Source organism: Haladaptatus sp. T7 (assembly GCF_026008575.1).
GTDB lineage: Archaea > Halobacteriota > Halobacteria > Halobacteriales > Haladaptataceae > Haladaptatus > Haladaptatus paucihalophilus.
In genome coordinates this window covers 277549-302607 of record NZ_BROP01000001.1, presented here as the reverse complement: position 1 = coordinate 302607, position 25059 = coordinate 277549, and the positions used below count along the sequence as shown (strand labels likewise).

32 protein-coding genes are annotated in these 25059 nt (G+C 62.8%); 14 read left to right on the top strand and 18 right to left on the bottom strand.

What is annotated here, in order from left to right; genetic code table 11:
- The first annotated feature begins 336 nt into the window (after window positions 1-336).
- From OPC11_RS01740 to aspS, 3 genes are all read left to right on the top strand, one after another.
- The gene (locus OPC11_RS01740; RefSeq protein WP_264780830.1) at window positions 337-1401 is read left to right on the top strand and encodes an ATP-NAD kinase family protein; all 1065 of its coding nucleotides are present in this window, start codon (window positions 337-339) and stop codon (window positions 1399-1401) included.
- Between the two features lie 53 nt (window positions 1402-1454).
- Entirely contained in the window at window positions 1455-2483 is a 1029-nt protein-coding gene (locus tag OPC11_RS01735) for a phosphate uptake regulator PhoU (RefSeq protein ID WP_007977391.1), read from the top strand.
- Window positions 2484-2595: 112 nt separating this feature from the next.
- Window positions 2596-3906 carry an aspartate--tRNA(Asn) ligase gene (gene aspS / locus OPC11_RS01730; protein ID WP_264780829.1) on the top strand — a complete coding sequence of 437 codons (1311 nt, stop codon included), beginning with the start codon at window positions 2596-2598 and terminating at the stop codon, window positions 3904-3906.
- A gap of 76 nt (window positions 3907-3982) precedes the next feature.
- On the opposite strand, the gene OPC11_RS01725 is transcribed toward aspS, so the two are convergent.
- Both OPC11_RS01725 and OPC11_RS01720 read right to left on the bottom strand, forming a co-directional pair.
- Entirely contained in the window at window positions 3983-4393 is a 411-nt protein-coding gene (locus OPC11_RS01725) for a hypothetical protein (protein ID WP_007977388.1), read from the bottom strand.
- Window positions 4394-4536: 143 nt separating this feature from the next.
- Entirely contained in the window at window positions 4537-5739 is a 1203-nt protein-coding gene (locus OPC11_RS01720) for an LEA type 2 family protein (protein ID WP_007977385.1), read from the bottom strand.
- Window positions 5740-5848: 109 nt separating this feature from the next.
- Between OPC11_RS01720 and OPC11_RS01715 the strand changes: the two genes are divergently transcribed.
- The 4 genes from OPC11_RS01715 to OPC11_RS01700 all read left to right on the top strand — a co-directional run bounded on the left by OPC11_RS01715 (window position 5849) and on the right by OPC11_RS01700 (window position 7596).
- Window positions 5849-6037, top strand: a complete 189-nt coding sequence (locus tag OPC11_RS01715; RefSeq protein ID WP_018128742.1) for a hypothetical protein — start codon at window positions 5849-5851, stop codon at window positions 6035-6037.
- Window positions 6038-6104: 67 nt separating this feature from the next.
- Complete coding sequence (locus OPC11_RS01710) at window positions 6105-6329, top strand: hypothetical protein (RefSeq protein WP_007977383.1); 225 nt, start codon at window positions 6105-6107, stop codon at window positions 6327-6329.
- A gap of 38 nt (window positions 6330-6367) precedes the next feature.
- Window positions 6368-6799, top strand: coding sequence for an SRPBCC family protein (locus OPC11_RS01705; RefSeq protein WP_007977382.1), 432 nt, complete (start codon window positions 6368-6370; stop codon window positions 6797-6799).
- Window positions 6796-7596 carry a carbon-nitrogen family hydrolase gene (locus OPC11_RS01700; protein WP_264780828.1) on the top strand — a complete coding sequence of 267 codons (801 nt, stop codon included), beginning with the start codon at window positions 6796-6798 and terminating at the stop codon, window positions 7594-7596. Before OPC11_RS01705 ends, OPC11_RS01700 begins: the two co-directional genes overlap by 4 nt.
- Before the next feature lie 31 nt (window positions 7597-7627).
- On the opposite strand, the gene OPC11_RS01695 is transcribed toward OPC11_RS01700, so the two are convergent.
- The 4 genes from OPC11_RS01695 to OPC11_RS01680 form a co-directional block, all read right to left on the bottom strand.
- Complete coding sequence (locus tag OPC11_RS01695) at window positions 7628-8227, bottom strand: archaellin/type IV pilin N-terminal domain-containing protein (RefSeq protein ID WP_007977380.1); 600 nt, start codon at window positions 8225-8227, stop codon at window positions 7628-7630.
- A gap of 203 nt (window positions 8228-8430) precedes the next feature.
- Entirely contained in the window at window positions 8431-8667 is a 237-nt protein-coding gene (locus OPC11_RS01690) for a UPF0058 family protein (protein WP_007977379.1), read from the bottom strand.
- Between the two features lie 282 nt (window positions 8668-8949).
- Complete coding sequence (locus OPC11_RS01685) at window positions 8950-9129, bottom strand: hypothetical protein (protein ID WP_007977378.1); 180 nt, start codon at window positions 9127-9129, stop codon at window positions 8950-8952.
- 96 nt (window positions 9130-9225) lie between these two features.
- A complete protein-coding gene (locus OPC11_RS01680) occupies window positions 9226-9420 on the bottom strand; it encodes a cold-shock protein (RefSeq protein ID WP_007977377.1) in 195 nt (64 codons plus the stop codon).
- 188 nt (window positions 9421-9608) lie between these two features.
- Between OPC11_RS01680 and OPC11_RS01675 the strand changes: the two genes are divergently transcribed.
- Window positions 9609-10802, top strand: a complete 1194-nt coding sequence (locus OPC11_RS01675; RefSeq protein ID WP_018128740.1) for a putative manganese transporter — start codon at window positions 9609-9611, stop codon at window positions 10800-10802.
- 14 nt (window positions 10803-10816) lie between these two features.
- Here OPC11_RS01675 and OPC11_RS01670 read toward each other — a convergent pair whose 3' ends face one another.
- From OPC11_RS01670 to OPC11_RS01655, 4 genes are all read right to left on the bottom strand, one after another.
- Window positions 10817-11107 (bottom strand): winged helix-turn-helix domain-containing protein, encoded by a 291-nt coding sequence (locus tag OPC11_RS01670; protein WP_007977365.1) that lies wholly within the window; start codon window positions 11105-11107, stop codon window positions 10817-10819.
- Window positions 11108-11238: 131 nt separating this feature from the next.
- Window positions 11239-11544, bottom strand: a complete 306-nt coding sequence (locus OPC11_RS01665) for a hypothetical protein (RefSeq protein ID WP_007977357.1) — start codon at window positions 11542-11544, stop codon at window positions 11239-11241.
- Window positions 11545-11602: 58 nt separating this feature from the next.
- Window positions 11603-11878: a winged helix-turn-helix domain-containing protein gene (locus tag OPC11_RS01660; protein WP_007977355.1), complete on the bottom strand. Its 276-nt coding sequence runs from the start codon at window positions 11876-11878 to the stop codon at window positions 11603-11605.
- A gap of 61 nt (window positions 11879-11939) precedes the next feature.
- Window positions 11940-12224 carry a DUF357 domain-containing protein gene (locus OPC11_RS01655; protein WP_007977353.1) on the bottom strand — a complete coding sequence of 95 codons (285 nt, stop codon included), beginning with the start codon at window positions 12222-12224 and terminating at the stop codon, window positions 11940-11942.
- Between the two features lie 137 nt (window positions 12225-12361).
- Here OPC11_RS01655 and trxB point away from each other — a divergent pair, with 137 nt between their 5' ends.
- Together trxB and OPC11_RS01645 are read left to right on the top strand one after the other, a co-directional pair.
- Complete coding sequence (gene trxB, locus OPC11_RS01650) at window positions 12362-13675, top strand: thioredoxin-disulfide reductase (protein WP_306421005.1); 1314 nt, start codon at window positions 12362-12364, stop codon at window positions 13673-13675.
- 83 nt (window positions 13676-13758) lie between these two features.
- Entirely contained in the window at window positions 13759-14088 is a 330-nt protein-coding gene (locus tag OPC11_RS01645) for a hypothetical protein (protein WP_264780826.1), read from the top strand.
- Between the two features lie 4 nt (window positions 14089-14092).
- Here the strand turns inward: OPC11_RS01645 and OPC11_RS01640 are convergent, their stop codons facing one another.
- Entirely contained in the window at window positions 14093-15313 is a 1221-nt protein-coding gene (locus OPC11_RS01640; protein ID WP_264780825.1) for an inorganic phosphate transporter, read from the bottom strand.
- A 243-nt stretch (window positions 15314-15556) separates the two neighbouring features.
- Between OPC11_RS01640 and OPC11_RS01635 the strand changes: the two genes are divergently transcribed.
- A complete protein-coding gene (locus OPC11_RS01635) occupies window positions 15557-15856 on the top strand; it encodes a hypothetical protein (RefSeq protein ID WP_264780824.1) in 300 nt (99 codons plus the stop codon).
- On the opposite strand, the gene OPC11_RS01630 is transcribed toward OPC11_RS01635, so the two are convergent.
- Both OPC11_RS01630 and OPC11_RS01625 read right to left on the bottom strand, forming a co-directional pair.
- A complete protein-coding gene (locus OPC11_RS01630; protein ID WP_007977338.1) occupies window positions 15853-16689 on the bottom strand; it encodes an MBL fold metallo-hydrolase in 837 nt (278 codons plus the stop codon). The two genes, OPC11_RS01635 and OPC11_RS01630, sit on opposite strands and share 4 nt — an antisense overlap.
- Before the next feature lie 234 nt (window positions 16690-16923).
- Window positions 16924-17271: a hypothetical protein gene (locus tag OPC11_RS01625; protein WP_264780823.1), complete on the bottom strand. Its 348-nt coding sequence runs from the start codon at window positions 17269-17271 to the stop codon at window positions 16924-16926.
- Between the two features lie 237 nt (window positions 17272-17508).
- On the opposite strand from OPC11_RS01625, the gene OPC11_RS01620 reads away from it, so the two are divergent.
- A complete protein-coding gene (locus tag OPC11_RS01620) occupies window positions 17509-18294 on the top strand; it encodes a hypothetical protein (RefSeq protein ID WP_049940969.1) in 786 nt (261 codons plus the stop codon).
- On the opposite strand, the gene OPC11_RS01615 is transcribed toward OPC11_RS01620, so the two are convergent.
- From OPC11_RS01615 to OPC11_RS01600, 4 genes are all read right to left on the bottom strand, one after another.
- Complete coding sequence (locus OPC11_RS01615) at window positions 18295-19119, bottom strand: enoyl-CoA hydratase-related protein (protein WP_264780822.1); 825 nt, start codon at window positions 19117-19119, stop codon at window positions 18295-18297.
- Window positions 19116-20051 carry a 3-hydroxyacyl-CoA dehydrogenase family protein gene (locus tag OPC11_RS01610; RefSeq protein WP_264780821.1) on the bottom strand — a complete coding sequence of 312 codons (936 nt, stop codon included), beginning with the start codon at window positions 20049-20051 and terminating at the stop codon, window positions 19116-19118. Before OPC11_RS01610 ends, OPC11_RS01615 begins: the two co-directional genes overlap by 4 nt.
- A 388-nt stretch (window positions 20052-20439) precedes the next feature.
- Window positions 20440-21882 (bottom strand): zinc ribbon domain-containing protein, encoded by a 1443-nt coding sequence (locus OPC11_RS01605; RefSeq protein ID WP_264780820.1) that lies wholly within the window; start codon window positions 21880-21882, stop codon window positions 20440-20442.
- Complete coding sequence (locus tag OPC11_RS01600) at window positions 21879-23057, bottom strand: thiolase domain-containing protein (protein ID WP_007977325.1); 1179 nt, start codon at window positions 23055-23057, stop codon at window positions 21879-21881. The genes OPC11_RS01605 and OPC11_RS01600 overlap by 4 nt, the downstream gene beginning before the upstream one ends.
- A 181-nt stretch (window positions 23058-23238) precedes the next feature.
- Here OPC11_RS01600 and OPC11_RS01595 point away from each other — a divergent pair, with 181 nt between their 5' ends.
- Together OPC11_RS01595 and hflX are read left to right on the top strand one after the other, a co-directional pair.
- Entirely contained in the window at window positions 23239-23601 is a 363-nt protein-coding gene (locus tag OPC11_RS01595; protein ID WP_264780819.1) for a DUF2209 domain-containing protein, read from the top strand.
- Window positions 23598-24893 carry a GTPase HflX gene (gene hflX / locus OPC11_RS01590; RefSeq protein WP_264780818.1) on the top strand — a complete coding sequence of 432 codons (1296 nt, stop codon included), beginning with the start codon at window positions 23598-23600 and terminating at the stop codon, window positions 24891-24893. The genes OPC11_RS01595 and hflX overlap by 4 nt, the downstream gene beginning before the upstream one ends.
- Here hflX and OPC11_RS01585 read toward each other — a convergent pair.
- Window positions 24890-25054: a hypothetical protein gene (locus OPC11_RS01585; RefSeq protein WP_264780817.1), complete on the bottom strand. Its 165-nt coding sequence runs from the start codon at window positions 25052-25054 to the stop codon at window positions 24890-24892. The two genes, hflX and OPC11_RS01585, sit on opposite strands and share 4 nt — an antisense overlap.
- Between the last annotated feature and the right edge of the window lie 5 nt (window positions 25055-25059).

Below are 25059 nucleotides of genomic sequence, written 5' to 3'. Positions count from 1 at the left end.
CGCGGCGGCTTTTCTTTTCGCCGTCTCGTCGCCTCGCCTTGCCGTCTCGTCGTAGCGTTTCTCGGGGGACGGCTGGCGGCGAGCATCCCGCACCGCACCCACACCCGTACCGCCGGTGTCCCCACTCCTCCCCGCCAGCGCGGGGATGCGCTCGCCGTTCGCGTCGCTCCCGCCTCGCGCGAAGCGCGCTGGCGCATCCGTTCGACTGGCGAGGAGGCCGTAGTGACGCGGATGGACGGGGACGGCGAATGGAGGACATCCCGCGACGAAACGAGTCCGGGGTCCGACTGTCGGTACCCATACGCCTTTCCTTCGGGGTGCCCAAGCCCCAGCCATATGCGAATCGGCGTGGTCGTCAACCCAATCGCTGGCATGGGGGGACGAGTCGGCCTGAAGGGAACCGACGGAAAGGTCGCGGAGGCGCGGGAGCGCGGAGCGGAGCGACGCGCTCCCGACAGGGCCGTTGCCGCTCTGTCGGCGCTGTACGACCGCGCGCCGGACTCCGAACTGCTGACCTACGCTGGCGAGATGGGGGCCGAGGAAGCGCTGGCGGCCGGGTTCGACCCCGAAATCGTCGGCGAACCCGGCGAGGAGGAAACGAGCGCGGCGGACACCCGCGAGGCGGTTCGCCGACTGGTCGCGGACGGCGTGGACCTCGTTCTGTTCGTCGGCGGGGACGGAACCGCCGTGGACGTGGCCGAGACGCTGGCCGAGGTCGAGGCCGACGCGCCGATGCTCGGCGTCCCCGCCGGGGTGAAAATCTACTCCTCGGTGTTCGCGGTGACGCCGAAGGCGGCGGGACGGGTCGCGGCGTCGTTCGACCGCACGGAGGAGCGCGAGGTGAACGACATCGACGAGGAGGCCTACCGGGCGGGCGAGGTGCGGGCCGAACTGAAAGCCGTCGCCAGCGTTCCGGTGGCCGAGTCGCTCCAGTCGGGAAAGCAACTCGGGGGCGGAACCGTCGAGAGCCTCGCGGCCGGGGTCGCGGACGACGTGCAACCGGGCGTCACCTACGTCCTCGGGCCGGGAAGCACCGTCGGAGCCATCAAATCCGAGTTGGGATTCGACGGGTCGCCGCTCGGCGTGGACGTGTGGCGCGACGGGGAGGTCGTCGCCCGCGACGCCAACGAGGAGGAACTCCTCGCCGCGCTCGGCGACGAGAACGTCATCGTCGTCTCGCCCATCGGCGGGCAAGGGTTCGTCTTCGGACGCGGAAATCACCAGATTTCACCGGCCGTGATTCGGCGGTCGGACGTCGAAATCGTCGCCTCGAAGACGAAACTGGACGGCATCGGCGTCCTTCGGGCGGATACGGGCGACGAGGCGGTCGACGAGTCCTTGCGCGGTTGGTGGAAGGTGCGCGTCGGGCGGTTCGAACGACGAATGTTGAAACTATCGTGAGGCATTTAGTGACATACGGTGAAGTTTAAGGCTTTCTACGCGGATACAAGGATATGGAAACACGAAAGGTACAGCGGCTGGGTCCATCGACGTTGGCGATGACCCTTCCGGCGGAGTGGGCACAGCAACACGGGGTCGAGAAGGGCGACGAAGTGTCCCTTCGCATCAGCGGGAAGGGGACGCTCACCGTCCTGCCCGAGTCGGCCCACGACGAGGAGTCGGAGGCGACGATTCACACCGAGCAACTGGACGCTGATGCGGTCGAACGCGCCATCGTCGCCCAGTACGTCCTTGGGCGGCGCGTCATCCACGTCGTGAGCGAGGACACGCTCGAAAGCAGCCACATCAACGCCGTTTACAACGCGGAGACGCAGTTGATGGGGTTGGGCGTCATCGAGGAGACGCCGGAAAGCATCGCCATCCGGTGCTCCGTGGACCCCGAGGATTTCGACTTGGACAACCTGCTGGAGCGGTTGGAGAACACGGGCAGCACCATGCGCGGCGAGGCCGTAAAGGCGCTCGCCCACGGCAACCCCGACCTCGCCCAACGGGCGCTCAACCGGGAGCGGCAGGCGAACAAGATATTCGTCCTCCTCTTGCGTCTCATCTTCACGGCACACGAGAACCCCTCCATCGCCCGCGCCATCGGGTTGGACAGCGGTTTCCCGCTCATCGGCTACCGCTCGATAGCGAAGAATCTCGAACTCACGGCGGACAACGCGGAGGACATCGCGGATATCGTCCTCGAATCGGAGGGACACACGCTCGAAGTCGATAGCTCGACGATGCGCCGCATCCGGGAGTTCACGGACCAGGTGGACGAGATGACCGCGCTGGCCGTGAAGGCGAGCGTCGAGCGCGACTACGACATGACGCTCGAAGTCAGGCACAAGTTCCACGAACTCGGCGACCGGGAGTCGGACATCCTCTCGGACCTCCCCGAGATGTCGAACGACGACCTGCTCGAAGTCCGGGACGTGCTCGTCAGCCTCCAGCACACCGCCCAGTACGCCATGCGGAACGCGGAAATCGCGGCGAATCTGGCGCTCAACGAGGAGAGCGAGCACACGACCATCAACTGAGTCGAGCCACCCGGATTATCCCGATTATTCCACCGATTTGCGGCCCGTAGTCGGAAGAATCAATAGCCGCGACTGACTCGGTGGGAACACGATACGAAGCGTAGTCGAGACAATGATAGAGCGAACGTATTCTGACGACATCACGGCGGAACAGGACGGCGAGACGGTATCCATTGCGGGACACGTCCACGACATTCGAGACCTCGGTGGACTCTCCTTCGTCATCGTCCGCGACCGGGAAGGGCAGACGCAGGTCGTGTTCAAGGAAGGGAACGACGAGGACCTCTTCGAGGCGGCGAACGACCTCGGGAAGGAGGACGTCGTTCGAATTACCGGCTCGGTGAAAGCGAGCGACCAAGCGCCGGGCGGCGTCGAACTCATGCCGTCCGAACTCGAGGTCATCAACCAGGCCGAATCGCCGCTGCCGATGGAAGTGGCGAAGGACATCGAGTCGGACCTCTCGACGCGGCTCGACAACCGGAGCATCGACCTCCGGAAGCCGGAGGCGTACGCGGTCTTCTCGCTCCGCTCGAAGCTCGTCAACGCGATGGAGGAGTGGTTCGACGGCGAGGGATTCCGTAACGTCGATACGCCCCTGCTCTCGCAAGAGGGTGCGGAGGGCGGCGCGGAACTGTTCCCCGTCGTCTACTACGGCGAGGAAGTGTTCCTCTCCCAAAGTCCCCAGTTGTACAAGCAGATGCTCATGGCGGCCGGATTCGACAAAATCTACGAAACCGGGACGGCGTTCCGCGCGGAAGCGTTCGCCACCTCCCGGCACGTCTCCGAAATCTCGATGTTCGACGTCGAGTTGGCGTACATCGACGACCATCACGACGTGATGGACGTTCAGGAGGAGTCGCTTCGCCACACGCTCGAACGCGTGAGCGAGAACGCGACGGACGAACTGGAGACGCTCGGCGTCGACCTCGCGGTCCCGACCGACCCGTTCCCGCGCGTCACGTTCGAGGAGGCCCGCGACATCCTCGCCACGGAGTTCGACCACGTGCCGGAGGACGAAACCGACCTCGACACGAAGGGCGAGAAACTGCTCGGCGAGTACTTCGAGGAGCAGGGCCACCCCGCCTTCTTCGTCGTCGGCTACCCGGACGAGAAGTTCTACTACAAACAGGACGTGCCGGGCGACGACATCGCCTCGCGGAAGTTCGACCTCATCTACAAGGGCCAGGAACTCTCCTCGGGCGGTCAGCGTGAACACGATATCGAGACGATGAGCGAGTACATGGAAGACCAGGGTGCGGACCCCGAGAACTTCCACTTCTACCTGGAGGCCTTCCGGTTCGGCATTCCGCCCCACGGCGGCTACGGTCTCGGTATCGACCGACTCGTCCAGAAGGTCGGCGAGCTGGACAACATCAAAGAAGCCATCCTCTTCCCGCGCGACCCCGACCGCGTAACGCCGTAGACGCGGCCGATTTTCGACCGACTTCGCGCCCGTTTTTGACTTTTTCACACCGTTCGATGCGTTCCGCGTCGGCACCTCAGTCGGCGCCGACCTCCGTCGTTCCGGTAGCGACGGCCACCTCGTCCTCCTTTTCCGCGGTCAGCGGGTTTCGTGAGGATATCCGACACGGGAAATCGGGGTGTTCCCCGAAGTGTCGAATGAGCAGGTGGCGGCGCGACCCCGTGATTCCGGTTCTGCCGACGTCCTCCGCGGTGAACTGCGCGGGGAGCCGGTCGAACAACCGCGCCATCGCGTCGAACGTTTGGAACACCTTGGCGTTCCCTGCGGAGTCGGCACCGCGGCGGGAAACCTCGTAGCTGCCGTCTTCGCGGAACGTCCCTGCCGTGCGGAAGAACTCGCGGCGCTCGGTCAGCGCGTCGCCTACCGCGTCCTGCAGGTCGGTAGCAGTTTCGCGCGATAGCTCGAAGGTTTCGCCATCGATGTCCACTCGAATCGATTCACCGTCCCGCGTTGCGGTTACGGTATTCTCATTACGGGAGAAGAACTCGACCAGGAGAGTGAGTACTCCGTGTCATACACCCATCTGCTCCCGCCGGAATAAAAACTCTATCGGTGGTGGTGAATTCTACGTCAGTCGTAACGGGGCGCGATGGTGCGGAGGTCGCCGAGCAAACCGCCGTCGTCCGTCGTCGCGGTTGTGGTGGTCGTCGCGTCGGTCGCCGCGGATTCGGTCGTGACGGTCGTCGTGGTTCCATCCGTACCGGCCGCGGTTCCGTCGCCCTCCGTGGTCTCCGTCGCTGTCGTCGCCGTCGTTCCGCTGGCGGTCGTTTTCATCGAGTTACCGCCCGCCGTTCCGTTCGCTTGGAGCGTGCCCTCGGCCGAGTCGTTCTCGAAGATGTGGGTCTGTATCCGTTTCTCGTAGGTGAGTTGGCGGAGCGGGACGCGAACCGTCTTGCCGCTCGGCAGCTCGATGTTGGCGTAAAACGAGATTTTCAGGTCCGTCTGCTGTCCGTTTCGGAGGTGACTGACCCACCAGTCGTCGAGGTGTTCGTTCCGGATGACGGTTTTCATCCGAATCGTCTCCTCGGACTTGCCGGGAATCGCGTACGGCCGGTCGGTCGTTCCGTTCCCGACGGCGATGCCGTTCATCGTCATGTCGTAGCCGATTTCGCTGATCGTGTACGTCACCGTCTTGGGGTTGTACACCCGCATCCGCATCCGAATCGGCGTCGTCTCGCGCGTCACGGCACCCCAGTTCGCGCTCGTTTCGTTCACGTAGAGCACCGGGTCGGAGACGAGCGGCGCGTTCGCGTTCACGGGTCGCGTTTCCGAGGAATTGAACTCGCCGATGATGTCCGTCTCTATCTGCTGGCTGTAGGGCACGCGCACCGACCGCCCGACCAGCGAAGAGTGAACCGTCGACTGAAGCCGGAGCGTGGTTTGCTCGCCGTTGCGGATGTGCGACACCCACCACTCTGGGATTTTGTCGTTTCGCATCCGCGTGGAGAACCGAAGCGTCGTGTTGCCGCGGTCGAGCCCGAGGTTCGACCTGCTCCCGTTCGCCATCGTCACGTCGTTCATATCGACGGTGTAGTTCACCGACGTGTTGCCCGCGCTGATGGCGATGGGATTCGGATTGTTCACCACGAGCGCGGTTTCGATTCCAGTCGTCTGATTTGTTACTGTTCCGAACTCGTTGTCTAACCCGACGACGCTCGGTACGCCGAGAACGCCGTACAGCACGCCTGCGCCGACGAGCGCGACGACGAGTACGATTGCGAGAAATCCTCGCTTTCCGAGACGTAAGATTCCCTTGAGTTTTCCCACGACCATACGCGGTTCCTGTCGAGCGACGGCAAAAACCCCTCGAATTACTGTCGTACCGTGGTAGTCACTCCACCGAGTAGAATGAACTAAGTTCCCGCTCCGAAAAAGAGAGCATATGGCAGGAACACAGGCAGTTACGACGGATATGGGGACGGGACTTTCCGTGCTGTTCGTCCTCCTCGCAATCGCTGGTGCAGCGGTAACGTTTGTCACTCCGGGGACGGAAACCGCCGCGTGGGGCTTTGCGGCAGCGATGATTGCGGGAGTCCTCGCGGTCGCCGCGAGCCACCTCTATCAGAACTGACTCGAAATCGATACTTGTCCGGCGGAGGATAATGGTTAAGGCCGTCAGGCCCGTAGTGGGGGTGAGGATGACAGAGTTCAGCAACGAGGAACAGCGTATCCTCGAATTCCTGCGCGAGAGCGTGGCTGGTGGTGAGCGCTATTTCCGCGCAAAGAACATCGCCAAACACCTCGGACTCTCATCGAAGCAAGTCGGTTCCCGACTCCCCCGACTGGCCGAAAAGTCCGAAGACGTGGACATCGAGAAGTGGGGACGCGCTCGTTCGACGACGTGGAAAGTAAGTCCGAGCTAAGTGGCTGGCTTTTTACCGCTACAGCCTAATCTAGTCGTATGACTGTCCGGGTAGAGCGGACCTTCGATCTTCCGGTACCGCCGGAGGACGTGTGGGACTTCATCGCCGACCCAAAACGCCGAGCCGAAGCTATCAGCGTGGTTGCGGACTACGACACGAAAGCCGGAGGCAGGAGGGCGACGTGGCACATCGAACTCCCGATTCCGTTCGTGAACCGAACGATTCCCGTCAAGACGGAGGACGTGAGCCGCGAGGAACCTCGATACGTGAAGTTCGTCGGCCGATCATCGGCGATGCGCGTCACGGGCGAGCACACTATCGAGGAGACCGACTCCGGTTGTAAACTCCACAATCGGTTCATCGTGGAGGGTCGGGTTCCCGGCATCGAGCGCTATTTCAAAAAACACCTGGACGACGAGTTGACGAACTTGGAGACCGAGCTGCAAGAGGAGGTCGGTGTCGTCTCGTGAAACTCGCACTCGCCCAAATCGCCATCGACGGCGGCGACGTGGAAACGAACGTCCGTCGGGCGACCGACGCCATCGAATCGGCGGCGGAACGCGGCGCGGACCTCGTGGCACTCCCCGAGATATTCAACGTCGGCTACTTCGCCTTCGATACGTACCAGCGAAATGCGGAAGCACTCGACGGGCCGACGCTCTCACGAATCTCCGACCTCGCCGACGAACACGATATCGGCGTCCTCGCGGGAAGCATCGTCGAGGACCTCTCGGAAACCGACGGCGAAACCCCCGCCGAGGAGGGCCTCGCCAACACGTCCGTCTTTTTCGACCGCGACGGGCGACGGAAAGCGGTGTATCGAAAACACCACCTGTTCGGCTACGAGTCGGCGGAAGCCGAGATGCTCGTTCCCGGTGAATCGCTCGGCATCGCCGAGTTCGATGGAATCACCGTCGGGATGACGACGTGTTACGACCTTCGGTTTCCCGAACTCTACCGCGACATCGCGGAGGCGGGCGCGACGTTGGTTCTCGTTCCGAGCGCGTGGCCGTATCCGAGGGTCGAACACTGGGAAGTGCTTACCCGGGCGCGTGCCATCGAAAACCAGTGTTTCGTCGCCGCCATCAACGGGTCCGGGTCCTACGAGGACGCGACGCTCATCGGTCGGTCGTCGGTGTACGACCCGTGGGGAACGATGCTCGCCAGCACGGGCGACGAACCGGAAGTCGTGGTCCGGGACATCGACCCGACGCGGGTGGAAGAGGTCCGCGGGGAGTTCCCCGCGTGGCACGATAGGCGTCGCTGAGCAGGCTGAAAAAACTGACAAAGGGGTGTGATTATAGCGCGATTGCGTGGCTATCCGAGAGCGTTTCCGGGATGCTGTGGTGGTACGTCACCGCACCCGCGGTAGTCACGATTTTGATCGTGAACTCCTGTCGCTCTTTGAGTCCGCCGGTGATTCTCTCCGTATCGAGGACGATTCTAAACCGGTCGTCCTGATTGACGAGAACGGGAAGCGTGTCATCCGTGTCACGAATCGGTTCGACTGTGAAGTTCTGCTTGTCCGGGGTGCTTCCGTTCACCAGAATGAGACCGTCGTCGGGTCCGAGCCACTCGATTGTCGCCTTCGAGAGGTTGATGTCGCCTGCGCCGGAGCCTTTCATCACCGTGAGATTGACGTAATCCACTACGTGTTGATTCATCGATGAGTTATACGTGACATTCCCGTACGCGCTGACCACGTGTACGCGGTCGGTAACCTGTGCGGTACTCTCCGTTCCAGTTCGTTGGGATTTCGACTGAAGGAATCCTGCCGTGTTGATGAGGACGCCCGCAGCGATTGCGGCGACCAGCACCATCGCGATGAACACGATGAGTGTTCCGATGCCGACCTGACCTCGTTCCAGCGACGAACTGTCTGTCTTATTATCTTTCATGTTTGTCTTATGGTGTTTTTGTTTGATATTTGTCAGTCCACTACCGTCCGAGTACGGAGGGACATGTATTATAACCCACAGACTGTTATCATGTCTGAGAATCCGATACAGCACATAAGTTGTCACTTCTGGCAGGAGAATTTAGCAACAGCGGAAGTTGCCACTGGAGAATCAGTTATCGTCGAGAATCGGCGTACCGTCGCTCAGTCTGCCTGCGGTGCGACCGCTTCGCGTTCGGTCGCACGCATACCGTCGGTGATGGCCTCGGAGAGTGCAAAAACAGCTGCCTTGTGGTCTGTTTTTGATTTATGAATAGACGTCGGTCGTACACCGAGAGAGTCGTAGTCGTCCAGCGTGATCTGTTTCCCGTCCTGTTCCTCGAAATGGTTGCCAACTTCCGCAAGCAGGCCGTGAAGGTGGATGAGCTCCTGCTTCTTCATAAGCACACGAACGTAACGGTTGCAGGGTTATATTATTATCTTGAGTCCCGTTAGCACGCCGTATAGTCAGCTTTTCGGTGGTTTCCGGTCGGTATCGAAGCCGACTCCGAAATCGTCCGGTTCTGACGCTCGAACACGTTCGATTTCGAGGGGGCAGTCGTCGAGTGTGTCGGGGCATAACGACGAGTAAACGACTCGTTCGCTACGGGAGACGAGAGACGGCGAACCGCAAAAAGAGATCCGTCGTTCGAAATCGGTCCCTTCGCCGAGTACAACGTCGGCTTACTGGAGTTGTTTGAGCGTTTCGAGGTCGCGCTCGGTCCGCGTGAACTCCGACGTCCGTCTCGTTGCGTGACAGTTCGGACAGTGGAACTGTCGTTTGGGTTCCGGCAGATCGTTGGGACTGGATTCCCAGTGTTTTCCGCATTCCGGGCAGAGTAATCGAACGTAGGTTTCCACCATACCGACAGTATCGGTCGGAAAGGAGAAAAATCTTGTTGGCGCTCTGCCGAAACTGAGCGGCCGCTGTCCGTCGTTCGTCCCCCGAACGAGATTCGTTCAGAGCCGCTGGAGATTCGTCGCGCGTGGGCCTTTGTCCGCCTGTTCGATGTCGAATTCGACTTCTTGTCCCTCCTCTAAGTCCGGGCCGCCGACATCCTCCATGTGGAAGAACACGTCGTCGTCCGCGTCGTCAGTCTCGATGAAACCGTAGCCGCCGGTGTCGTTAAAGAAGGTTACCGTACCTTTCGCCATTGCAGGTAGATAGAACGGAGTGACGGGCATAAAAATTGCGGCTATTGATATCATATGGCACCATCTCAGTTCTTCGGAGGAGAGACGACGGTTGTTCGACGGGCAAAACACTAATGTAGTATAGTGCTAAACTAGCTTTTAGATATGTCTAAAACCATCTTCGGTAGGCAGAACGGAGCGTGGAGCGGATGAATAACGTTGTGGAGATATTCTTCGCATCCGTCAGGGACGGCTACGTGCAGGTGAGTGCGTTCGTCGCCGTTACCGTCCTCCTCTTCGGACTCGTCCAGTACCGAACGAACGGGGCGCTGGTCGAGCGACTCTCCGAAAACGAGCGCCTCCAACCGTTGTTCGGCGCTCTCATGGGACTCACGCCGGGCTGTGGCGGGGCAATCGTGATGATGCCGCTGTACGTTCGCGGGACGGTTAGCTTCGGCACCGTCGTCGCAACGCTCATCGCGACCGCCGGTGATTCGGCGTTCGTCATCCTCGCACTGGCCCCGAAAGCGGGATTGTACGCCTACGGCGTCGCCTTCGTGACGGCCGTCCTCTCCGGCTACGCCATCGACCGCTTCGGGATGGGTGTCGGCCGAATCGACCGCGCCGTCGCATCGTTCGGACGGACCGCGACCGACGGGGGGTTCGCCGCCGACGGTCCCGGCGGCAATCCGACGCACGAGTACGATGCGGGTTGTGAAACGGGGGCCGCACGAACCTCGTCCGTCTTGACGCCGCTGAGTCACGCGGCTCACGCGGTCTGGTGGGTGTCGGCGGCCGCCGCGCTCGTCCTCGGAGTGATGTACCTGCTCGCGGGTGCGCCGGACGTCGCGCTCACCGTCGGTCCCTCCTATGCCGGAGCGTTCACCGTCGTCGGAGTGACGGGAACCACCCTGTCGTTGTATCTCTACTTCGTCGGCCGACACTACCTCGGCGACGGGCACGTCGGTCGGGCACCCGAATCGTTCGGGGATGCGTACGAAACCCTCACGCACGCGGCGATGGAAACGAGTTTCGTCACCGTCTGGGTGCTCGCCGCGTACCTGCTCTACGAGTACGGTGTCCTGCTGTTCGGTATCGACGTCGGCGCGCTCGCCGCGGCCGCGGGCCTCCTCGCCCCCATCGCCGGTGCCGTCGTCGGCCTGATTCCCGGCTGTGGCCCGCAAATCGTGCTCGCCAGCGTGTACGCCGAGGGCGCGATACCGTTCTCCGCGCTCACCGCCAACGCCATCAGTCAGGACGGGGACGCCCTCTTCCCGCTCATCGCCATCGACAAAACGGCCGCGGTCGTGGCGTCCATCTACACCACGATACCCGCGCTCGTCGTCGGCGTCCTGCTTCACGTCCTGTTCGGTCCGATGAACGGATTCGGCGTCCTCGGCTGAGCCGTGTCGGGTCGCTACGACACCGTTCGGATTATCCGCTCGACCTCCTCCCAGTTCCGTTCGGTTTCCGCCGATAGGACGTACCGCGACCCGTAATCTCCCGTCTCCGTTTCGACGAGTTCGTGCTCGACGAGGACGTCCAGATGATGCCGAACGGTGCTGTAGTCGATGTCGAGGTCGGCCGCCAACCGGTTCGGATTGCGCGGCTCCTCGGCGAGTTCCGCCAGTAGGGTCGCCCGGCGAGCGCCGCCGCGACTGCCGGAGAGGACGTACCACAGTTTCCCGCTTCCGCTCACCTTGACCACGCCCCGGTCGGTGCGCGTCGAGTTCGAGGTGTCACGGACGTTTCGTAGGTCCTCCGGACCCCTTGCTATGGAGTGGCTAAACACGCGTAAATGGTCATCTAGTCCGAGAGGCGACGGTCGAGAAGAGGAGGTCAGTCCCACGTGACCCACGCGAGGAACACCAGCGCGAGAAATTCGAGGACGTGAAGCGCGAGCATCGCTTTCCACGCGGGGGCGGGAACCTTGGTTGCGAACCAAACGGACAACAAGTTATCCCACGAGTAGATGTAGAACGCCAACGCGTTTTGCGCGAGAAGGAGGACGGAAAACACGGAGAGACCGAGCGTGTGTTTCGACTGAAACTGACGGTAGTTGTCGAGCCACACGTAGCTCAAGCCGAGGAGTAACACCACGTTGAGCGCCGTGGAAACCCGCGCGACGTCTATCCAGATTCCCATCCGTCGTCCCTCCTTTGTAATCGTGTTCGCATATATGCTTTCCCAGATTCGGCCATACTCATTCCACCTTCCCGATTATCTCCTCGACCGTCTCCCAGTGCTGTCGCACTCGGTCAGTCAACAGGTACACCGCACCGTACTCGTCGCCGCTGTTCTCGACGATTCCGTTGTCCATGAGGACGTCCAGATGGTGACGAACCGTCTTGTAATCGAGGTCCAAGTCCTCCGCGAGTTGGTTGGCGTTCCGTGGTCGCTCGTCGACGGCCCGGACCAACCGAACGCGGTTGGCTCCGCCACGGGTACCGGTGAGCACGTACCAGAGGACGCCCTCCATCACCCCCAACCGAAACACTCTGCCCACGTAAGCGCATCGCCCTACTGATTCAGTATGCGGCCTACACCGTGAACAGATGCCCCTCTCGGGGAACGTCGAAGACGCCGATGCGCGCCCCGGCGTCGAGCCACGCGTGGCCGTAGGAAAACGACGCCAGCGCGTTGACGAAATCGTCCTCGTCCTTGAAATGCCGCCCGTCCTCCAGATACGACCGGGCCATCTCCCGGCAGTCCACCGCCGCTTCGCCCATCGGGGTGTCCGTCGGCGCGGCGATTTCGGCGGCGTCGAGCGCCTCCGACAGCAGGCGTTCGTAGCGGTTCGTCTTCTCGACTAACTCTGCGGCCATAGCCGAATCGTGGCGGAGCGCGAAGGTAAGACCTTCGAGCGAGTTCGACGGCGAAACCGGAAACGACGGGAGACAGCGCAAGGTAAATACACGACGACGAGTGATATTGCACCATGAACGAAGAGCCTCGTGTCGAGATGTACATCAAGGAGAACTGTTCCTATTGCGATAAGGCCAAAGAACTCCTCGACGGAAAAGGAGTCGAGTACGAGACGTACAACGTAACCCGCGACGAGGAGCTGTTCGAAGAGATGGTCGAACGCGCCGACGGGCGAAAAACCGCCCCGGAAGTGTTCATCGACGACGAACTCATCGGGGGCTGGGACGAAACCTGCGCGCTCGAAGAGGAAGGCGAGCTGGACGAAAAGCTGGGCCTCGCGCTGGCCGACGGCGGTGAAACCGTCGATTCCGACCCGGAACACCGGAAAGTCATCGTTTCGGGGAGCGGCATCTCGGGACTCACCGCGGCTATCTACTCCGCCCGGTCGAACAACGACCCGCTCGTCCTGCAGGGCGACGAACCCGGCGGGCAGTTGACGCTCACGACGGATGTGGAGAACTACCCCGGATTCCCCGACGGCATCAGCGGACCTGAACTCATCAACAACATGCAGGAACAGGCGGAACGCTTCGGTGCCGACGTGCGGACCGGCATCATCGAGGACGTTGACGAGTCCTCCCGTCCGTTCCGCGTCGAGCTCACGAACGGCGACGTGTACACGACCGACGCGCTCATCGCGGCCAGCGGCGCGAGCGCCCGCACGCTTTCGATTCCGGGCGAGGACGAACTGATGGGCTACGGCGTCTCGACCTGTGCGACCTGTGACGGCGCGTTCTTCCGCGACGAGGAGATGATCGTCGTCGGCGGCGGCGACGCCGCCTTCGAGGAGGCGACCTTCCTGACGAAGTTCGCGGAGAAGGTGTACCTCGTCCACCGCCGCGAGGAGTTCCGCGCCGAGGACTACTGGCAGGACCGCCTGCAGGAGAAGGTCGACGACGGCGAAATCGAGGTCATGAAGAACACCGAAGTCACCGAGATACACGGCTCGCCCGAGGAAGGCGTGGACCACGTGACGATGGTACGAAATCCCGACGGAAAGCCGTCCGAGAAACTCGACGACCCCGAAACCGAGGAGTTCGACTTCGACATCGGCGCGGTGTTCCTCGCAATCGGCCACACGCCGAACACGGGCTACCTCAAAGACACGGGCGTCGAACTGGACGAGGAAGGCTACATCCAAACGCAGGGCGGGAAAGGCGGAAACCAGACGAGGACGGACGTGCCCGGAATCTTCGGCGCGGGCGACGTGGTGGACTACCACTACCAGCAGGCCGTGACCGCCGCGGGAATGGGCTGTAAGGCGGCCCTCGACGCGGACGACTATCTGGAGACGGCCGAACTCGGCGAGGCGAGCGCCGCCCAAGAGGGTGCGGCGGCCTCCGACGACTGATCGAGGATTCGAGGCACGACGTTTTTCCGCGAAGTGAACGTCCAGCCACAGCGTTTAGTGTTTGGACGCGAGTAGTGGCGCGCATGGACTTCGACCTTCGCGTCTCCGAACTGGACCCCCTTCACGGTCGGCTCGAAGAAGCACAGGAGCGCGTCTTCGAGTTACAGGCGGGAACCCGGGTGGACTCGGACGAGTTCTTCTCGAAGGAGTTCATGCGAAGTCACACCCAGTACGACTCGTTTCGCGCGTTCTATCGGGGAGGTTCGTGGGACCTCGACGAGGCGGGAGACATGGACGAACTCCCGAACGACCGTCTCGACGGCTACGTCGCGGAGACGACGGAGTTCGAGACGTGGGAGGAGATGAAGACGGCGGCGGCAGAAGAGGAGATACTCGACCAACTGGTTTCGTGACCCCTCACGTGAACCCGGGAATCATCGTCAGCACGCGATAGAGACCGAAGCTGATGAGTCCGGCACCGACCATCGAGAACACCCACGCGCCGAGCGTGTAGCCCGCTTTGGACGCCGAAACGCCGCCGCCGGACCCGGACGAGCGAACGGCCAAGCCAGCGCCGACGATGCTGGAAATCATCACCTTGTTGAACGAGATGGGGATACCGAGGACGATTGCGAGTTGGGCGATGAGGAAGGCGGGGATGAGCGCGGCGATGGACCGACGCGGACCCAGCGACGCGTACTCCTGTGAGACGGCCTGAATCAGGCGCGGTGCGCGGGTCCACGCGCCGACGAGGATGCCGAGGCCGCCGAGCGCGAGGAGGTACACCGGGGACAGGTGAAGGTCCGTTTCGAAGATGGATTCGAGCGGTCCGGTCGCCAGACCGACCTGCGTCCCGCCGCTCGTGAACACGACCATGAGGCCGAGGACGACCAGAAACCGATTGATTCCCTTCTCCTCGTTACCCGTGAGTGCCCATCGCGTAGCGAGGAGGGCGAGGAGTCCGAAGCCGACGCTGATGACGACCATGCCGAGCGTGTAGCTTCCGAAAACGTGAGTCGGAAGCAGGTGCCAGTCGGTCGAGAGCGCGCGGGCGATGGACCCCGGCGCGCCGTTCGGTTTCGGCGTCACCGTCAGTTGAATGTTGGCGACGGCGTAGCCGACCAGTCCGGCCAACAGAGGGATGCCGACCGATTCCGGCACCGACTCGCTTCTGAGCGTCCGAGCGACGCTGTAGGCGATGATGGCGTTTGCGATAGGAATCGTGAACCAGAAGGCGAGGATTCTGACGTACTCGTCCGTGGCGAACCCGCCGCCGAGCGAGATGCCCGCGCCGACCATCGCCCCCGTGACGGCGAACGCCGAGGGAATCGGATAGCCGCGCGTGTTGCCGATGGTGATGAGCGTCGCGGCGGTCAGCAGGGCCGCCGCGGCCGCGACCGGCGTTATCGTCACGCCGGTCACGAGGTCTTTCCCGATTGTTTCGGAGATGCTCCCGCCCTGGACGATGGCCCCGAGTCCGGCGACGACCCCGACCAAGAGCGCGGCGCGGAGGACGGACAGCGCGTTCGCCCCGACGGCGGGTGCGACGGGCGCCGAATTGCTGTTCGCGCCCACCGTCCACGACATGAACATCGATGCCGTCAGCGCGACGGCGACGACGAGAACTAACGATGCCATTGTGCGTGTGACGACGGGTCGGGTGGTAGTTGTGTCACGATAGTACGAAAGAGATTTTTCTCCTTCATATTCATCGCTACTCCCTACCGAATACAGCGTTAAGTGGCCTTTGGTACGAATTCCGCCGAATTGGTTCGAGAAAAGTTACGGATGGCTTGTACCGATACGGACACAAATTTGAACCCGCGGTCGCGGTGCAGTCGGCATCCACAGACCCTTAACGCTTCACGTCAAAGCGGAGGTATGGTAGATACCGACTCCGTCGAAACGGAAACGTACACCATCGAAGGACCGGACGGCAACAGCGACGAGATCGAACTCCCGCCGGGACTCATCGACCTCCTCCGAGAAGAGGACGAATCCCGAGAAACGGTCGTCGGCGACATGGCTATCGTCTCGTTCGTCCAGCAGGCCCACGCGGCCGTTCACCACACGCAGGGCGAACCCAGCGAGGACATCGTTGCCATCGAGGAAAAGGCGCGAGAACTGTTCGAGGACCGAATCGGCATCACGTTCGAGCAGGCGACCGGCCACTCGCACTAACGGTCAACGCGGTCGCCGATTTCTACGATTTCGAGTGATTCGGGGTAGTCGTAACTCCGCGTGTGGTCGTAGAGCGCGGTCGGGTCCGCCGTCAGTCCTTTCCACATGTCCCAGTGGGTCGGAAGCAGGCAGTCCAGTTGCAGGGCGTCCGCGGCGGCGGCGATTTCGTTTTCGTCGCTGTACCATTTCGTGTACTTCGGCTCGCGGGTTTCCTTGTCGGGAATCCAGCCGTCGGAGCCGAACGCCAACACGCCGAGGTCGATGTCGTACTCCTCGCCGATGGCGGCGAGTTCGTCGCCGGGTTTGGTGTCGCCGCCGTGGAAGAACGTGGCCGACTCGTGTTCGATGACGTAGGAGACGGGGTGGGTTGCGTCGTCGTCGTGAGCGGGTTCGACGTGGACGGTGAACTCGCCGACTTCGAAGGTGTCGCCCTCCTCGACCGCTTCGAATTGGTCGGGAGAAACGTCCCACTCCTCGGTCCACTTCTCGTCGTCGCGCGCGACAGCGAGGCTGTCGTCCGGCGCGTAGAACGTCGCGCCCGTCGATTCGAGGATGGGGGCTTGACTCGGCCCGTGAACGTGGTCGGTGTGTTCGTGGGTCGCCAGCACCGCGTCCGCCTCCGTCACATCGTCCGGGTCGAACGGAACGGGGATCATTCGCACCGTTCGCGGTGGGTCGCCGGTCCCGACGTAGGGGTCGATGAACAGCGTCGTTCCGTCGCTCCCCTTCAGGATGAATCCGTTACAGCCGAGATACCAGAGCGAAAAACCCTCCGGCGTCGCGTCTTCGACCGCGCGTGGCAGCCAGTCTCCCCAGTCGCTGTGAATCGCCATACCGAACACTGCTCGACAAGTGCGCCTAAACCTTGCGTTCGTTCCCCCGTCGGGTCGCTTATATGTCCGAAGAAATACAGTATAAATCGACAACTCCGAATTATTAACCAAAGACATATATCCTACCAGTCACATTCCGAGAACGCCTGCGGACGGTGTTTTCACTGTCACAGCAGGCAGTCGGTACTGCAATGTGTCTCTGACGGGTGCGGCCTCTACCGCCGCACCTCACATTCACCCGAATGTACCAGTAGCACGTTCGAAGGCGGTTTTGAGCGTCGGGTCGTCGAACGCGCGCTCCACGGTGTTCGTGTCGATATCGTACTCGATGCAGCCATGGCAGTCGAGTCGCGGCAGGTGATTGTGGTGCAGTTCGATGGACACGCATCGTCTGTCGTCAGTGCAGACGGCTTCGTGTTCGACGACGAACGTGGCGAGTTCGTCCAACGAAACCGGACACTCGTGGTCCAACAGATAACGGAGGGCGATACGTCGCCGATGGTGTCCGTAGATCGAGAACAGTTCCGATGTCGATGGAACGCGTGTGTCGTCGTGGTGGTTCGTATGTGTGTTCGTAACCATTTCTCCCTCCTTGCAGTCAGGTAGTCCGGCGACGGGGAGTGTCGAGCCTGCACGTAGCGGGGACCGGTGTCCGAACCGAGTCCGAACGACCGAATAATTATACTATGTGATTATTACTTTAATTAATCAAACGGGGTTCGAAGTCGAAAACCCGTCTCGAAAACTAACCGATGTTTATAGTTGTTACTGTTTTTTAAAATCATCTTTTTAAGGGAGGAGAAGAATCGATGGATGAGTATGAACGATTCTGGTGAGCGTCCGGACGCGTTGCTTTCGACAGTCGTCAAGCGTGCCGGATTTCTCACCGCTCTCGCGTCGGGGCCGATACCGAAACGACATCTCAGGGACGAACTCGACGTGTCCCGCTCGACGGTTTACAAAGCGGTTCGGGAACTCCACGAGTACGAACTCGTCGAACGAACCGACGAGGGTCTCGCGTTGACCCTCGCGGGGCGGATGCTCGAATCCGAGTACGGCGCGTTTCGAAGCGTCGCCGAGGACGTCAATCGAACCCGAGAACTGCTCTCGGTTCTCCCGAACGATTCGAGGGTGTCCATCGAACTCGTCGAAGGCGCCACGACGATTTTCGCCGAACGACACGCACCGAACCATCCTCTCCGATATTTCGAGGAGATGGTTTCCGATGCCGACCGGGTGTTGGGTATCTCGCCCGTCGCACTTCCACAGTACGTCGAACTGTTTCACGACCGCACCGTCGGTGAAGGGATGGCCGCCGAACTGGTGCTCGAACGTCCGGTCGTCGAATATCTCATCACCGATTACGGCGAGCGGTTGAACGAAGCACTGGCGTCGAACCACGTCTCGATTTGGGAGCTAGACACGACGCTTCCGTTCGGTCTCATCGTCACCGAAGGGGAACGGGATGGCGTCAGCCTCGTCGTCTACGACGACCGGGGTGAACTCCGCGGTCTCCTCACGAACGACACCTCCGACGCGATGGCGTGGGCGAAAGACGTGTTCGAAACCTACCGCGAGCGAGCGACGCTCATCGGCGGGCCGTAACTACCGCTCTTGCCACTCGGGGTCGCGGTCTTCGAGGAAGGCGTCGATACCCTCGTTTTTGTCCTCGGAGGCGAACAGCAGGGCGAACAGTTCGGCCTCGTACTCGATGCCCGCCTCCAAGTCCATCCGACTGCTCGCTTTGACCGCCTTCTTCGCCAGTTCGAGCGCCGTCGGGCTTTTGTCGGCCATCCGTCCCGCGAGTTCGTACACGCGGTCCTCGAACTCGTCGTCGGCGCACACTTCGTCCACGAGCCCGATGTCGTATGCCTCCTCCGCGTCGATGATTTCCCCGGAGAGAATCAACCGCATGGCCTGCCCCTCGCCGACCAACCGCGCGAGTCGTTGCGTGCCGCCGCCGCCGGGCATGATACCGAGGTTGATCTCGGGCTGGCCGAGTTTCGCGCGTTCGTGTGCGATGCGCACGTCACAGCCCTGCGCGAGTTCGCATCCGCCGCCGAGCGCGTGACCGTTGATGGCCGCGATGACCGGCTTTTCGAGGTCGTCCACGTACTCGTAGACGCGCGGTCGCTTGCTCGCTTCGCGCTGCTCGTGTGCATCCCGCTCCCGGAGTTCCGTTACGTCGGCCCCGGCGACGAACGCCTTCGCCTCCGGTGCGCCAGTGAGCACGACGACGCGGACGTCCGAGGACGCCTCGACGGCATCGAGCACGTCCTTCAGTTCGGCGCGCAGTTGCGCATTCAGCGCGTTGCGGGCGTCGGGGCGGTTCAGCGTGACCGTCCCGACGTGCTCCTCGACGTCGAAATCGACCGTCTCGCACTCGTGTGCGACCTGTTCGGGGCTTCCGGGCGTTTCGCCGTCGGTCATCGGTTCTCGTCCTCCATTTCGCCCGAAACGCCCTCAGACCCCGACTGACGAGCCGTCCGGCTTTCGCCGGAGACTCCCACGATTTCGCCGTCCTCCCACACGTAGAATCCCTCGCCGGTCTTCTTGCCGAGCTTCCCGGCGCGCACCTTTTGCCGGAGAATCTGTGGCGGGCGGAACCGCTCGCCCAGTTCCTCGCGGAGGTGTTCGAGGATTCCGAGGCGGACGTCGAGTCCAACCACGTCGCCGAGTTCGATGGGACCCATCGGGTGGTTGTAGCCGAGTTCCATCGCCGTGTCGATGTCGCGCGGACTCGCCACGCCCTCCTGAACCATGCGAATGGCCTCGACGCCGAGCGCGACGCCCAGACGCGAGGAGGCAAACCCAGGCGAGTCGTTGACTTCGACGCCCACCTTGTCGATGCCCTCCACGAACTCCGCGGCGAAATCGACCGTCTCGCGGTCGGCCTGTTCGGGAATCACGATTTCGACCAGCTTCATGATGTGCACCGGGTTGAAAAAGTGCAGTCCGATGGCCCGCGTCGGGTCGTCCAACGCACTGGCGATTTCGGTCAGCGAGAGCGAGGAGGTGTTCGACGCGATGATGGCGTCGTCGGACGCGAACGCCTCAACGTCCTCGAACGTCTCGCGCTTGATCCCCATCTTCTCGGGCACCGCTTCGACCACCAAATCGGCGTCGCCGACGGCAGCTTCGAGGTCGGTCGTGCCGGAAATCCGGTCGAGCGCGGCGTCCTTCTCGGCTTCCGAAACCTTGTCGCGCTCGACGCCGCCTTGGAGGTTCGCCTCGATGCTCTCGATGCCGTTCTCCACGAACTCCTGTTCGATGTCGCGGAGCGTCACGTCGTGGCCCGCCATCGCCGTCACCTGTGCGATTCCGTGACCCATCGTCCCCGCTCCGAGTACGCCTACCTTCATCGTACAAAAACGCGTGCGGACCCACGAAAAGCGTTTTTCTCCGCCCTCGGTTCGGGACTCCCCGACCACGACGACGCTCAGTCCACCATCGTTCGCCTCGAACGAACGTATCCCAACGCCGACTATTTACAGAAAGCTTTTATCGTACCCGTGAAATCGGTTAATTGTCTCGGGTAGGGGTACACGAGACAGCATTTCTTTCGACGCCGCATATCGGAGACTTGAGTCTCCCTACCGCTCGAATACCTTCCCAATTTCTCCAGACGTGGCAGCTTCGTTATCAATCTGTCGAACCGATTGGTTCGCGTTCGACTGTCCGTTTCTGTATTTCATTTAAAATCTATCGCCGAGATTTCTACCCACCGTGAGTAGCGCCGTGCTTTCCCGCTCACAATCCGTCTGGTGGACGAATTTTGAATCCGTACCTCGTCACGCCTTCCTGCGTGTAGATGCGGCGCATCGTCGTCTCCACGGCGTCGCCGATTTCGAGGCTTCCGGGGGCGGTCCCCGTCACCTGCGCCGGGACGCTCGCTTCGCCGCCGTCCGGTCCCGAGAGGGCGACGACCGCCACGTCGAAGTCGCCCGACTTGGCCTGCTGTTCCGCGAACTCCGGCGGCGCACCGCCCTGCGAGATGGTCGTCACGGCTTCCACCGTCCCTTCGCCGGTGAGTGTCACCGTCTCGTACTCGACCAAGGAGTGACAGCCGTTGCACGCGCCCTCCGGCGGGAAGTTCAGCGCGCCGCAGTCGGGGCACTTCCCGGCGAGCAGTCGGTGTCGTTGGTCGAGCGTACGCCGCCACGACGGCACGCTGACGTAGGCCCCGCCGCCGCTCGGCGGACCGGAGGTGAGGTCGCCGCGCAGTCGGAGGTATTCCGCGTAGGAAACCGGTTCGTCGCCGTCGAGCGCCGTCGAGACGGGAACGTCGCCCGTCGTTTCGAGTACGAGCGCGTCTGCGCCCGCACCGCTGCCGAACGAGGCGGCGAGGATACGCTCACCGCCGTCCGCGAGGGATTTGACGAGGCTCAACGGGACGCTCGCCGCGCCGGTGTCGCCGAGTTCGTGGACGAGCGCACCCGCCCGAATCTCGTCGATACCGACGCCGAGCGCGCCCGCGGCCCGGTAGGGGAGTTTGCCGTTCGGGGCCTGTACCGCCGCGGCGTCCACGTCCCCGACGTCCGCGTCCAATCGCCCGACCGCCCCGGCGAGCGTCTCGGAGAACGCCTCCCTGTCGTAACTCGTGACGCCCAATCCCTCGACGTTCTCGTCGCCGGTGGCCCGGAAGCGCGTGCCGGGGAATTCGGCGGCGTACTCGGCCCGTTCGCGGATGCTGACGGGGCCGTCGGCGGCGAGGACGAAGGCCGCCGCGCCCGCACCCGCCGCGTGGTCTTCCGCGGAATCCGGTTCGCCGCGGGGGGCATCCGCGGCGACGACCACTCCAACGCCGTCGTCCCACGGTCCCGCCGCGAGTCCGGCGACGAGCGCCCGCGTTCCGGCGCGGGTGCTTCCCGTGAACACGTGTCGCGTCGCGTCAGACGGTACGTCGAGCATCCCGCCGAGTCGGGCGGTCACGTCCTCCTCGGCCATCGGCGGGGTGGTAGAAGCGAACGCGAGGAAGGAAACGTCCGGGTTCCCGGCGGCGTCGAGCGCGCGCGTCGCGGCCTCGTAGGCCATCGTCAGGGCGTCCTCGTCGGCGTCCGGGACGGCTTTCTCGTTCACTCCGGCGGCGTGGAACTGCCCCCACGCCTCGGCGAACTCGTCGGCCGAGATTCGGAATCGCGGGGCGTAGGCACCGACAGCGGCGATATCCGGTACCCCTTCGTCGCCCGTCATGCCTCCACCTCCGATTCCTTTTCGAGCACGTGGACGACCGCGGCACCGCCACTCCCGCCGACGTTGTGGGTCAGGCCGCGCGTCGCGCCCTCGACCTGCCGGTCGCCCGCCGTCCGGGAGAGCTGTTTGTACGCCTCGACCATCTGTCCGGCCCCGGTCGCGCCGATGGGGTGGCCCTTCGATTTGAGTCCGCCGGACGTGTTGACGGGGCGCTCGCCGCCGAGTTCGGTCGCGCCGGAGGCGACGAACTCGCCCGCTTCGCCGGGTTCACAGAAGCCGAGGTCCTCGTAGGCGAGCAGTTCCGCGATGGCGAAACAGTCGTGCACCTCGGCGAAGTCGATGTCCTCGGGCGTGACGCCTGCCATCTCGTAGGCGGACTGGGCGGCCTCGCGGGACGCCGGAACGGAGGTGTAGGTGTCGCGCTGGAAGAGTCCCACGCGGTCGCTGGCCGCGCCGACGCCCGCGATTCGGATGGGGTCGTCGGTGTACTCGTCCACCACGTCCTCGCTGGCGACGATGGCGCACGCCGCGCCGTCGGTCGTCGGACAGCAGTGATAGAGCGTCAGCGGGTCCGCGACGACTTGGGCGTTCATCGCATCCTCCAGGGAGCACTCGAAGCCGAGGTGGGCGTGCGGGTTTTTCGCGCCGTTGGCGTGGTTCTTGACCGCGACGCGGGAGAGGTGTTCGGCCGTCGTGCCGTACTTCTCCATGTGCGCGTCGGCCATCTGGGCGTAGACCCCCGCGAACGTGGTTCCCGAGAGTCGCTCCCACTCGGTTTCCCCGGAGACGCCGAGCCAGTACTTCGTCGCGTCGCTAGACGTGTCGGTCATGATTTCGACGCCGCCCGCGAGAACGACGTCCGCCATGCCGCTCTTAACGGCCTGCACGGCCTGCCGGACGGCGTAGCCGCTCGCCGCACAGGCGTTCTCGACGCGGGTACACGGGATTCCGTCGAGTCCGACGTGTTCGGTCACGGCCGGCCCGGACAGGCCGAGTTGTCGCCCGCCGACGCCGAGCGTGCCGACGACCGCCTCGTCCACGTCGTCCGGGTCGATGCCCGCCGGAACGCTGTCGCAGGCCGCCTCGAAGGCGGTGCGGAACAGCGACCGATAGCTTTCGTCGGGGAACGACCCGAAATCCGTCTGGGCCGCGCCGACCAGATACGCATCTCGCATGTCTCCAACTGGCGTTCGCGGGGAGAAATAACTGCCGTCACTTTCACGAGGTCGGTGGCGGTTCCCGCCGTCGTTTCGACCGACGCATCCAGCGGGAGATTCAAGAACCTCGGTGTCCTACGGGCGCACGTGCACGGAAACGCGGCACGAATCAAGGTGAAGAGTCGGCACGGCTGACGTGGTGGGTATCGACATCAGCGGTCGCCACGAGGAGGACGGCGAATACCTGATGGTCGCCGCCGCGGTCCACGCGACAGTCGGCACGACGCGCCTTCACAGCGTCCAAGGGATGGGGTTCGCGGTCAGCTACCACGAACCGACGCTTTCCGCGACGACGGGGGTCGTCGCCGAGGCGGTTTCTGACCTCCCCGACCCGTCGGCGGAACCCATCGTCGCCGAACGGGGCGAATTCTACGAGGAACCGGAGTGGATGGTCGAACAGTATCTCGAACCTGATTTTAAGTACGTCGAGAGCATAGCCGAACGTGAAACCGTGCAGGCCGCACACCACGCCGCGTACGCCGCCCGCAAACTACTCCTATGAAAGCGATACTTGCAAAACGGGTAGACGACGGAACAGCTTCCATCGACGAACTGGCCGAGTTGGCTCGCGCCGCGGGCTACGACGTCGCCGCGGAAGTCACGCAATCCAGAGAGGAAGACGCCGCGTACCAGTTCGGCGAAGGGAAAGTCGCGGAACTCGCGGCCACCGTCACGGAACGGGGCGCCGGGGTGGTCATCTTCGACAACCAACTCGGGCCGTATCAGACGTACAACCTCGGCCAGCGACTGCCGGACGGCACGCGGGTCATCGACCGATTCCGGCTCATCCTCGAAATCTTCGGGCAGCGCGCCCAGACGCGCAAGGCGCAGTTGCAGGTCGAGTTGGCCGAACTCCGCTACGAGTTGCCGCGCGTCGAGGCGAAGACGAGCCTCGCAAAACGCGACGAGCGGCCGGGATTCATGGGGCTCGGAGAGTACGACGAGAGCCACGAACAGGACATCAAGGACCAGATAAGCCGTATCAAGGACGAACTCGACGTCATCGCCGACAAGGAGGCCGACCGCAGACAGAAACGCCGCGAGTCGGGATTCGACCTCGTGGCGCTCGCCGGATACACGAATGCGGGGAAATCCACGCTCCTCCAGCGACTCGCGGCGGAGTTGGAAATCGGCGAGAACGACGAGTTACACCCCGACTTGGACCCCACGGCGGAGGCCGAAGACCGCCTGTTCACGACGCTCGGCACCACGACCCGGAAGGCCGACATCGAGCGGCGTGACGTGTTGGTGACGGATACGGTCGGGTTCATCAGCGACCTGCCGCATTGGTTGGTGGAGTCGTTCAAATCGACGTTGGACGCGGTGTACTACGCCGACCTCGTGTTGCTGGTCGTGGACGTGAGCGAGCCGATAGACGACATCCGGGAAAAACTCGTCACCTGCCACGACACGCTGTACGAGCGCAATCAGGCACCCATCGTCACCGTGTTGAACAAGATAGACGCCGTGAGCGACGAGGAACTCGAAGAGAAACGGCGGGCGCTGTCGGCACTCGCGCCGAGTCCGGTGGCTATCAGCGGCAAGGAAGGGGTGAACATCGAGGAACTGAAACGGCGGATCGACATCGAACTGCCCGCGTGGGAGTTCGAACGGTTGGTCATGCCGATGACCGACGAAACGATGAGCGTCGTTTCGTGGGTTCACGACCATGCTCGTGTGGAGGACGTGACGTACACCGACGACGAAGTGGTCGTGGAGTTCGAGGCCCGTCCGTCCATCGTTCAGCAGTCACGGTCGAAAGCGAGCGACCTGACCGCCGCGCCGTCGGCCTAAAGCATCGAATATAACGATACCGCGCCGTTCGAGCAAATCCATGCCGTGTGATTCTTCTGGTCGTAAATGAGGACTGCGTCGTCCTGCACTTCGAGTTCGGCGTATCGGTCGTCGTCCCGGTCCCGTCGGGGATCGTCTGCTTCGTGCGTGCTCGTGGTCATGCGAT

Bases quoted from the DNA above. Each gene is read 5' to 3' on its own strand.
- OPC11_RS01740 (WP_264780830.1), top strand. From the start codon at position 337: ATGCGAATCGGCGTGGTCGTCAACCCAATCGCTGGCATGGGGGGACGA.
- OPC11_RS01735 (WP_007977391.1), top strand. From the start codon at position 1,455: ATGGAAACACGAAAGGTACAGCGGCTGGGTCCATCGACGTTGGCGATG.
- aspS (WP_264780829.1), top strand. From the start codon at position 2,596: ATGATAGAGCGAACGTATTCTGACGACATCACGGCGGAACAGGACGGC.
- OPC11_RS01720 (WP_007977385.1), bottom strand. From the start codon at position 5,739: ATGGTCGTGGGAAAACTCAAGGGAATCTTACGTCTCGGAAAGCGAGGA.
- OPC11_RS01715 (WP_018128742.1), top strand. From the start codon at position 5,849: ATGGCAGGAACACAGGCAGTTACGACGGATATGGGGACGGGACTTTCC.
- OPC11_RS01710 (WP_007977383.1), top strand. From the start codon at position 6,105: ATGACAGAGTTCAGCAACGAGGAACAGCGTATCCTCGAATTCCTGCGC.
- OPC11_RS01705 (WP_007977382.1), top strand. From the start codon at position 6,368: ATGACTGTCCGGGTAGAGCGGACCTTCGATCTTCCGGTACCGCCGGAG.
- OPC11_RS01695 (WP_007977380.1), bottom strand. From the start codon at position 8,227: ATGAAAGATAATAAGACAGACAGTTCGTCGCTGGAACGAGGTCAGGTC.
- OPC11_RS01690 (WP_007977379.1), bottom strand. From the start codon at position 8,667: ATGAAGAAGCAGGAGCTCATCCACCTTCACGGCCTGCTTGCGGAAGTT.
- OPC11_RS01685 (WP_007977378.1), bottom strand. From the start codon at position 9,129: ATGGTGGAAACCTACGTTCGATTACTCTGCCCGGAATGCGGAAAACAC.
- OPC11_RS01680 (WP_007977377.1), bottom strand. From the start codon at position 9,420: ATGGCGAAAGGTACGGTAACCTTCTTTAACGACACCGGCGGCTACGGT.
- OPC11_RS01675 (WP_018128740.1), top strand. From the start codon at position 9,609: ATGAATAACGTTGTGGAGATATTCTTCGCATCCGTCAGGGACGGCTAC.
- OPC11_RS01665 (WP_007977357.1), bottom strand. From the start codon at position 11,544: ATGGGAATCTGGATAGACGTCGCGCGGGTTTCCACGGCGCTCAACGTG.
- OPC11_RS01660 (WP_007977355.1), bottom strand. From the start codon at position 11,878: ATGGAGGGCGTCCTCTGGTACGTGCTCACCGGTACCCGTGGCGGAGCC.
- OPC11_RS01655 (WP_007977353.1), bottom strand. From the start codon at position 12,224: ATGGCCGCAGAGTTAGTCGAGAAGACGAACCGCTACGAACGCCTGCTG.
- trxB (WP_306421005.1), top strand. From the start codon at position 12,362: ATGTACATCAAGGAGAACTGTTCCTATTGCGATAAGGCCAAAGAACTC.
- OPC11_RS01645 (WP_264780826.1), top strand. From the start codon at position 13,759: ATGGACTTCGACCTTCGCGTCTCCGAACTGGACCCCCTTCACGGTCGG.
- OPC11_RS01640 (WP_264780825.1), bottom strand. From the start codon at position 15,313: ATGGCATCGTTAGTTCTCGTCGTCGCCGTCGCGCTGACGGCATCGATG.
- OPC11_RS01635 (WP_264780824.1), top strand. From the start codon at position 15,557: ATGGTAGATACCGACTCCGTCGAAACGGAAACGTACACCATCGAAGGA.
- OPC11_RS01630 (WP_007977338.1), bottom strand. From the start codon at position 16,689: ATGGCGATTCACAGCGACTGGGGAGACTGGCTGCCACGCGCGGTCGAA.
- OPC11_RS01625 (WP_264780823.1), bottom strand. From the start codon at position 17,271: ATGGTTACGAACACACATACGAACCACCACGACGACACACGCGTTCCA.
- OPC11_RS01620 (WP_049940969.1), top strand. From the start codon at position 17,509: ATGAACGATTCTGGTGAGCGTCCGGACGCGTTGCTTTCGACAGTCGTC.
- OPC11_RS01615 (WP_264780822.1), bottom strand. From the start codon at position 19,119: ATGACCGACGGCGAAACGCCCGGAAGCCCCGAACAGGTCGCACACGAG.
- OPC11_RS01610 (WP_264780821.1), bottom strand. From the start codon at position 20,051: ATGAAGGTAGGCGTACTCGGAGCGGGGACGATGGGTCACGGAATCGCA.
- OPC11_RS01605 (WP_264780820.1), bottom strand. From the start codon at position 21,882: ATGACGGGCGACGAAGGGGTACCGGATATCGCCGCTGTCGGTGCCTAC.
- OPC11_RS01600 (WP_007977325.1), bottom strand. From the start codon at position 23,057: ATGCGAGATGCGTATCTGGTCGGCGCGGCCCAGACGGATTTCGGGTCG.
- hflX (WP_264780818.1), top strand. From the start codon at position 23,598: ATGAAAGCGATACTTGCAAAACGGGTAGACGACGGAACAGCTTCCATC.
- OPC11_RS01585 (WP_264780817.1), bottom strand. From the start codon at position 25,054: ATGACCACGAGCACGCACGAAGCAGACGATCCCCGACGGGACCGGGAC.